The following is a 7,693-nucleotide window of genomic DNA, read 5'->3' as shown; positions in this document are numbered from 1 at the left end:
TAATAGAACATCGCGCCGGAATAGTGTTTGAGCGCGGCTCGCCGCGCGTTGCCGGCGGTAATTCTCTGTGCCGCCTGGGCTGCACTCGCCGCGCCGTGCTCTGCTGCGAGTAAGGCCAGGGCAGCCGAGTCCTCCGACCACAGGGCGTGGCCCACGTCGGCGGCGACAGCCGTGAACGCCCTGGTATCCTGGGCGGCGAGGATGCCGGTTGCCTGCTCCAGCAGATCGGCATTGGGCGCCTGGGGATGCCGGGGAAACGACAGGCCATATTCAGGGGCGATATGAAAGGCATCGTCACGGGAAAGCGGCAGCAGCATTTCCGGTTCAGGTACGTTCTTGCCCACGGGACCCGCTACCAGGTGGCAGTCCAGGACGATGTCATAGCGCTCCTGCAAACGCGGCAGCAGCTGGGCGGCCAGGTGACTATAGCCGTCTTCCACCTGGTGAAAGTACTCAACGCGATGCGGCCTCTGTTCACGAACGCGCGCCTTCTCAGCTTCAGCGCGTCGCCTGGCCAGCCGCGCGGGGTCAACCAGCCGGGTCATCACCCTGGAAGTCAGCCACCGCTTGAGCCGACTGGGGTCCATGGTGGCGGCACCGCCCTGCTCTTTGAACTGCTTGGTCATCGTTGTGCTCCCAATATCAGGGTTCAGTGCTTTGAGTTTCTATTATCAACACGGAAACCACCAGGCTAACCACCGGACTAACCACCGGACTAACCACCAGGTTAGGTTAGGTTAGGTAAGATCAGTAAAGCTCGCAGGTTTCCTGGGTTTTGTAGCTGACCGAACCCTCGTACCAGGTACCGACGCCGACGGTTTCGCCGCTGTCTGCCCGCAATACCTCCACGTTCCCCCCTGACTTGAAACTCACCTGCAAGGTGTAGCTGGTGAACTCGGGGTAGTTGGCGTCGATGAACGCCTGCTCGCATCCAGCGCTCTGGCTACTGCGCCGGGCGTCCAGTAAAAACAGGGCGCTTGCCGCTTCATAAAAGCCGGAAATGTCGTAGGTGACGTGGCACTCGCTCACACCACTACCGTCGAGGTTGCTGTAGTTATAGTGGGTTTCCGTACCAATGGTCTGCCCCGTGCTTTCATTGAACTCCAGCTCTCCGATGAAGTAGCGGCTACTGCCCCGGAACACCGAGCTGTCCTGATTGGGGTCACAGTTCCTGAAGGCCATGGCCGAAGAATGCCAGCCGAGGCCGGGGAGCACGGCGACGAGGAGCGGCAACAGGGCCATGGCGAGCAGTCTTGGGCGCATGATCAACGTCTGGCACAGGCTGACCTCATTCTCACCCTCTAACCGGTAGGGTGCAAGCCGTCATCCAACACCGGACACCGGTGCTCAGATCCGCGCGCCCGGCCGGAACTTGACGGTGAACCGCAGGTAGGCATTGCTGGAGAAGTCCACCTCGGGCTCCTCCACGTCGCCGTCGTTCAGGCGCAGGCCACGCATACCACCAACGCCTGCCTCCGCGCCCAGCCAGAAGTTACCCGCTACGCGGTACTCGCCGGTGAGGCCGAAGTCCCAGCTATCGAGATTCACACCGACGTTCGCATCCTCCAGGTCCAGCGACCAGGAAGCGCCGGAAGGTGCCGCACCCAGGCGCAGCATCCAGTCAGGGCCGGGGGAATAGATCACCGCGGGCCAGGGCATTACTGCACTGAGCGTCCAGCGTTCGTTAATCGACCAGGAGGCACCGAGGTAAGGCAGGTAGGTGTCATCCCCCGACCCCACATCAAAGTAAAGCCCGAACGCCCACCATAGCGTCTCATCCTGCACATAGCGCGAAAAAGCGCCGCCGAGGTACTGCCAGTCCCAGTCGCTGTTCTTGAGGTCGCTGTTGTGCCCCAGCGGCATAACAAGTGCGGCCAGTTGCCAGTCGGGGTTGGCCTGACGCATCCAGCCTACCGGCAAGCCCACACTGCTCACGCGCACGTCACCGAACTCATCGGAATCGACGTTGAATTCAGACACGCTGAGGTATTCGCCCACGATCAACGCGTCGCGCTTGCCCAGCAGGAAGGGCACAGCCGCCATCTGGGAAATGCGATTCACGTCGTACTCAAGACTTCGGCCGGCACTCGATTCAGCCTCCACATTGCTGTAGGACGCGACACTAAGAAAGGCCAGGGGCGGAAACGGGGCATTGGAGATGGAGCGCTGAAATTCGAAATCACTGGCTTCAAACCGCGCTACTGCCTGCTGCACCAGACCCGGCTCTTCGTCACCGGCAACAGCCAGGGGCGCAGCGACCAGGGTGGAACAGGCTATCGCCACATGCCTTGCTGCTGCATGCACTAGCGGCCGGTCGCCTTGTCCAGGCCCTCGCGCAGGTTTTTGGCCCAGCGCTTCAAGGTGCGGTCGGCCTCAGCCTTGTTGGTCACGCCACTGGTCCACTGCAGGCGTCCCATGTCCGGGGCGCGTCGGCGGTCGACGATGCGCGCGAGCGCCTGGCCGGTGGTGCCGTCAAACAACTCCAGCGACAGGGTCATCTCTCCCGTAGAAGTGGTATAGGTGCGGTTGATGCCGGGGCTCATGGTGTCAGGTGCATTGATGTCCAGGTTGATAATGGCAGGGCGCAACACCAGCACCGCTTCGCCATTCTCAAATTCATCGACCAGCTGGTAGGGAGGTGCTTCCTGCAGCGACTGGCGGAAGAAGCGCGTGCATTCTTCTCCCAGGCTGTCCTTGATTTTATCAACGTCTTTCTGGGTCACTCGACGGGTCAGGTCCATGCGGCTGTTGTTCTGATCGCGCAGCCAGTTCTTGCGGAATGCAACCGAGCAGTCGGCCAACCCGAATTCGGTATATGAGGAGAGATCGGCACCGGGCAGTATGTAGACCTCCTGAAACTTGCTATCCGGCTGCAGCACCAGGCCGTCGTGGGTTTCCTGCGGGGCCTGGCTGGCACAGCCTGTGACCAGGGCGGTGACCAGGACTCCCAATTTTGTTTTCCATACTTTCTTCATGGCTTATTCCTGATTTACAGTGACAAAGAACACTTACCGATTTTAGACTACACTCCAGCGAAAAGTTACGCCGTTTTTTCGGTTTGCCCGCCCAACCGCAGTGATTCACCCGCACAGGTCCCCATCTGGCCATGGCCAGCGTCATTATCAGGGACCTGAAACCACCATGATGAGCCAGCCACCATGAATAGCAAAAAAAGAAGAGGCCAGAGTATGCAGCAAGGCAATATCAAACGCGCTATTCTCGCGGGGATTCTCCTCGCTTCACCGCTGACGCTCGCCGAGATTGAGGAGAACCCGCAGCGGAACCTTTACTTCGGCGAAACCCATATGCATACCGCCTACTCGCTGGACGCCTTTATCGGCGGCACGCGACAGACGCCGGGCGATGCATACCGGGCGGCGCGCGGCGAGACCGTTGTGGTCAATGGCCAACCCCACAAGATTCGCCGTCCACTGGACTTCGCCGCGGTTACCGATCACGCCGAATATATCGGCGAAATGTACTCGGTGCTCAATGAAGGCGCTCCGGGGTACAACAATCCGCTGATTGAGCAACTGCGGGGACTGACTGACGTCGAGGACCGGGAGAAATGGTTCTTCAAGTACGTGATCAGCAACAATCGCGGCGAAAAGCCCGCACATACAGAATTCTTCACAGGTGAAGAATCGGTCAAGAGCGGCTGGAAGCTAGCAGTAGACGCGGCCGAACAGCATTACGTACCGGGGCAATTCACCACCTTTGTCGCCTACGAATGGAGCGCTGCGCCCAAGGGTGGAAACTTGCACCGCAACGTTATATTCCGCGGCGCGGAGGTTCCGGACGTGCCGATGAGCTATATCGATATCAATCGAGAGGAAGGCTTATGGGCGTGGCTGGCGACGCTGGAGGGATCGGGTATCCGTGGTATGGCTATTCCCCACAATTCCAACGCCAGTAAGGGCATGATGTTCCCCGACAGTGACTCCAGTGGCGAACCCATCGACCTGGAATACGCACAGATGCGTGAGCATTTCGAACGCGCCATCGAGATGATGCAGGTAAAAGGCAACTCTGAAGTGCACCGCACATTCTGGGCGGCAGACGAGTTCGCCGACTTCGAGAATGCTGATTCCATCCAGAATTCCAGTGGCAGGACCTACGCCAGGGGTAACTTTGTGCGCAGCGGTGTGACCAGGGGGTTGGCGTTTGGCCAACAGCTGGGCATCAACCCGTTCAAACTGGGCTTCGTTGGCGGCACCGACAGTCACAACGGCCTGATGAGCGACGTGGATGAGGACAATTTTGTCGGCTCTCACGGCCCGCTGGATGGTTCAGTGCAAGCGCGCCGCGAGGGTAATGTCACCGGCTGGATCGACGGCAAGGACCTCAGTATCGGCGCCCTCACAGCAGTCTGGGCGACCAGCAACACCCGCCCGGCGATATGGGACGCGATCCACGCCCGTGAGACCTATGCCACCTCTGGCCCGCGCATGGCGGTGCGCTTCTTTGGCGGCTGGCTCTACGACGAGCAGTTACACTCCCAGGCTGACGCGATAGAGCGGGCGTACGCAGGCGGTGTGCCAATGGGCGGCGACATGGGCAAAGCTCCCATGCGCAATCGCGCACCGCGGTTCATGGTCATGGCGAGCAAGGACGCGCTGGGCGCCAACCTTGATCGCATCCAGATCGTCAAAGGCTGGGTATCGGCAGAGGGCGAACTCAAAGACAAAGTGTTCGATGTGGTCTGGTCGGACGAACGCAAACCCGGAGCAGACGGCAAACTGCCCGCCGTGGGCAATACTGTTGACCTGACAACAGCGACCTACCGCAACAGCATCGGCGCTTCACAGCTGGCGACAATGTGGCAGGACCCGGAGTTCGACCCTGCGATTCCTGCGCTGTACTACGCGCGCGTGCTCGAGATCCCCACGCCGCGCTGGAGCACTTACGACGCGGTGCGCGCCGGCTTACCCTTGCTTGAAGATGTGCCCGCGACTATCCAGGAGCGCGCCTGGTCATCACCAATCTGGTATACACCGAAGAACTAGCGGCCAGTGTGTAACGCGGCAACCGTCAGCTCATGATCCAGACGTTGTCATAGGCAAGCACACTGGCGCGCCTGCGGCCGCTGTCTGCAGGCGGTACCCCGTCGATGCTCTGGCGAATATCGGCGGCGACATTTCCCGCCAGGTAATAACTGTGCTCCACCAGACCCCTGACCACCGGCGTGCAGTCCACCTGCTGTATCTTGCGGTGTAACTGACCGGGACGGGCAGCGCCCGCTCCGCCCAGGCGCTCGGGCTGCCCCTTGCTGTAGTCGGAGATCACCATCGCCGTATCCCCACGGTTGTGATAAACGCTTACCTGGCGCGCCAGCTGGTTGATCTGGCCCAGGGGTTCGCCGGGTTCCAGCGCGGTGTCGTCCACATCAGGGGCGCAGAGAAAGATGTGTTCAAACAGGCGCGGCAAGGCCGCTCCCGGGGTGAACTGGTTGAGCCGGTCGATCACCTCCTGCAGCAGGTAGTTGCCCATGGAGTGACACAACAGGTGAATGTGCTGGTCACAAAGCTCAACCTCTCTGTCGCGCGCGCGGTCGTGCAGCGCCATCAGGTAGTCGCGAGTTTTCAGCAGGGCGCGCCCGAAGGAAGCACCTGAGCCGCGCGCCTCGGCGCGATCCGACTTGTAGGACACCCAGGGCAGCATCAGGCCATCAGAGGGCCAGGTGAACAGCACCACCACCACGTCTTTCTCTTCACAGGTGCCGGAGAGGTTGGCCTTTTTCTGCATCATCAGTTGCAGCGCCAGGGCAGAGCCCACGGCCTGGTGCCAATCGACGTTGAAACCGTGGATATAGACCAGGACATCGGCGGCTTTGGTCATGGCCTCCTGCAGGTCGGCGAGCATGGCCCGGGAGCCCAGCACCACATCCTCCTGCGCCGACTCGGCGATGTCATCGCTGAGCTTTTCCCGATACGCACTGATCGTGCTGGATTCCTTCGACTGTCGTGTGAGGTAAGCCGCCAGCCCTTCGCCGTCCCCCTCTCCGGTGGCCGACATATCGCGCGACAGGTGCTTGTCAATATCGCTTTTCAGGGCGGTGACCCGCGTCACCCCGAAACGCAGGTTTTCAATACCATCCTGGCTGAAGTGCCCGCTGTAACCCGCCGGCCGCCAGCGATTCTTGCCCTCGTGGCGGCGGTTGGTGGCGTAGTACAGCTTCAGCCTGGCCATGGGTCAGTTGATCGGCGCGGGCGCCGAGCGGACACCCAGTTCGTTGTCGATCATCAGCAGACCGTAACCGTCGTCTTTTACCAGCTTCAATTTGGAGATAATTTCGCTGACGGTCGCCTCTTCCTCCACCTGCTCATTCACAAACCACTGCAGCAGGTTGTAGGTAGCGTGGTCTTTTTCCTTGAGCGCCTGGTCACTGAGGTTATTGAGCTTGCCGGTCATGGTCTGCTCATGAGCCAGGGAAGCCTTGAACACGTCAAGGATAGTGCCAAACTCGTTGGCCGGCTTGGGGATTTGATCCAGCACAACATGCGCGCCCTGGTCGATCAGGTAATTGTAGATCTTGGTGGCATGCATCTGCTCTTCTTCATACTGCTGCTTGAGCCAGTTGGCGGCGCCGCTGAAGTCGATGTGCGCACAGTAGGCAGACATGGCGAGGTAAAGATAGGCGGAAGAGAATTCGTCGTTGAGCTGCTGATACAACGCTTTTTGCATTTCATTGGAGATCATGGGTGCTACCTTGTTGAAGACCCCCCCATTCTAAAGAAGGGCGATGGCGAGCGCCACCGCCCTGAACAAGGACGAGCCGCTACATCTGCGGAATTTCCTCGAACACAATGGGTAATTCCGCGCGCCCATAGCGCTCGGAGCGCCGGCGCAACGTTTCCGCGGCCTCATCCAGGTTTTTCATGATCACGAAGCGCTGTTCACGCACGCCATCCAGGGTAAAGCGCGCCAGTTCATCCAGATCCTGAAACTGCATCTCGGCACCGGCGGCTTTCATCGCCTCCTTGAAGGCCTCGATATCGGGCGGCGGCGCACCGGGCTTCTCACGCGTCAGCTCTTCGGGACGGTTGCGTTCCGGGTTCCACAAACCGGTGACCAGCACCCCGCCAGAGGGGTAGAACAGCGACGCGCGCAGCCTGGTGTTTTCACTTTCCAGCTGCGAGGCCAGGCACTCGGTCATGGCGCAGACGGCAGCCTTGCTGGACGCGTAGACCGACTGATAGGGAAGACTGGAAATACCGCCGTCACCGGAGGTGGTGTTGATCACGTAGCCTTCTTCGCCGCCGGCGATCATACGCGGAACGAAGGACTGAATACCATGCGCGACGCCCATTACGTTGACGCTGTATATCCACGCCCAGTCGTTGGGTGTGGTCTCCCAGATATTGGCTGAAGGCGCGGCCACGCCGGCGTTGTTGAACAGCAGGTGACAGGCGCCGTGCTGGGCGTAGACAAAGTCAGCCAGCGCCTCGACGGACTCTGGTTTGCGCACGTCTACCTTGAAGGCGCTGACCTCGCGGCCCTCGCCACTGCACTCGGCAACGGCGGCATCCATGGCCCCCTCTTCCACATCGGCAATAACCACTTTGGCGCCATCATCCAGCAGCGCCTTGACCAGCGCTTTGCCAATGCCGCCGGCACCACCGGTGACCACCGCTACCTTGTTACGAAAATCCTGCATGTTGCTCTCCACGTCGACTGTAAGCGGTCATCATTC

The 7,693-nt window shown here is 60.3% G+C and carries 7 protein-coding genes and 1 pseudogene; 1 reads left to right on the top strand and 7 read right to left on the bottom strand.

The features are described 5' to 3' along the window. The 4 genes and pseudogenes from C0039_RS12360 to C0039_RS12345 form a co-directional block, all read right to left on the bottom strand. A pseudogene (locus C0039_RS12360) lies at positions 1 to 626 on the bottom strand (DsbA family protein); the annotation flags it as partial. Between the two features lie 121 nt (positions 627 to 747). Then, the gene (locus C0039_RS12355; RefSeq protein WP_133125990.1) at positions 748 to 1,263 is read right to left on the bottom strand and encodes a hypothetical protein; all 516 of its coding nucleotides are present in this window, start codon (positions 1,261 to 1,263) and stop codon (positions 748 to 750) included. A gap of 84 nt (positions 1,264 to 1,347) precedes the next feature. Next, the gene (locus tag C0039_RS12350) at positions 1,348 to 2,283 is read right to left on the bottom strand and encodes a DUF6268 family outer membrane beta-barrel protein (RefSeq protein WP_101518214.1); all 936 of its coding nucleotides are present in this window, start codon (positions 2,281 to 2,283) and stop codon (positions 1,348 to 1,350) included. A gap of 20 nt (positions 2,284 to 2,303) precedes the next feature. After that, positions 2,304 to 2,975 carry a DUF3313 family protein gene (locus C0039_RS12345; RefSeq protein ID WP_101518213.1) on the bottom strand — a complete coding sequence of 224 codons (672 nt, stop codon included), beginning with the start codon at positions 2,973 to 2,975 and terminating at the stop codon, positions 2,304 to 2,306. A gap of 213 nt (positions 2,976 to 3,188) precedes the next feature. Here C0039_RS12345 and C0039_RS12340 point away from each other — a divergent pair, with 213 nt between their 5' ends. Next, on the top strand, positions 3,189 to 5,006 hold the full coding sequence (locus tag C0039_RS12340; RefSeq protein WP_207796435.1) for a DUF3604 domain-containing protein: 1,818 nt from the start codon (positions 3,189 to 3,191) through the stop codon (positions 5,004 to 5,006). A 25-nt stretch (positions 5,007 to 5,031) separates the two neighbouring features. Here C0039_RS12340 and C0039_RS12335 read toward each other — a convergent pair whose 3' ends face one another. The 3 genes from C0039_RS12335 to C0039_RS12325 all read right to left on the bottom strand — a co-directional run bounded on the left by C0039_RS12335 (position 5,032) and on the right by C0039_RS12325 (position 7,657). Further along, positions 5,032 to 6,189, bottom strand: a complete 1,158-nt coding sequence (locus C0039_RS12335; protein WP_076000295.1) for an alpha/beta hydrolase — start codon at positions 6,187 to 6,189, stop codon at positions 5,032 to 5,034. 3 nt (positions 6,190 to 6,192) lie between these two features. Next, positions 6,193 to 6,699: a ferritin gene (locus C0039_RS12330; protein WP_076000294.1), complete on the bottom strand. Its 507-nt coding sequence runs from the start codon at positions 6,697 to 6,699 to the stop codon at positions 6,193 to 6,195. Between the two features lie 79 nt (positions 6,700 to 6,778). After that, complete coding sequence (locus tag C0039_RS12325; protein WP_101518211.1) at positions 6,779 to 7,657, bottom strand: SDR family NAD(P)-dependent oxidoreductase; 879 nt, start codon at positions 7,655 to 7,657, stop codon at positions 6,779 to 6,781. Between the last annotated feature and the right edge of the window lie 36 nt (positions 7,658 to 7,693).

Source organism: Pseudohalioglobus lutimaris (assembly GCF_002866825.1).
Taxonomy (GTDB): Bacteria; Pseudomonadota; Gammaproteobacteria; order Pseudomonadales; family Halieaceae; genus Halioglobus; species Halioglobus lutimaris.
This window is presented reverse-complemented; position numbering and strand designations above follow the sequence as displayed.

Excerpts from the sequence above, each read along its gene's own strand:
- C0039_RS12340 (WP_207796435.1), top strand. The coding sequence starts at position 3,189 with ATGCAGCAAGGCAATATCAAACGCGCTATTCTCGCGGGGATTCTCCTC.
- C0039_RS12355 (WP_133125990.1), bottom strand. The coding sequence starts at position 1,263 with ATGCGCCCAAGACTGCTCGCCATGGCCCTGTTGCCGCTCCTCGTCGCC.
- C0039_RS12330 (WP_076000294.1), bottom strand. The coding sequence starts at position 6,699 with ATGATCTCCAATGAAATGCAAAAAGCGTTGTATCAGCAGCTCAACGAC.
- C0039_RS12345 (WP_101518213.1), bottom strand. The coding sequence starts at position 2,975 with ATGAAGAAAGTATGGAAAACAAAATTGGGAGTCCTGGTCACCGCCCTG.
- C0039_RS12325 (WP_101518211.1), bottom strand. The coding sequence starts at position 7,657 with ATGCAGGATTTTCGTAACAAGGTAGCGGTGGTCACCGGTGGTGCCGGC.
- C0039_RS12335 (WP_076000295.1), bottom strand. The coding sequence starts at position 6,189 with ATGGCCAGGCTGAAGCTGTACTACGCCACCAACCGCCGCCACGAGGGC.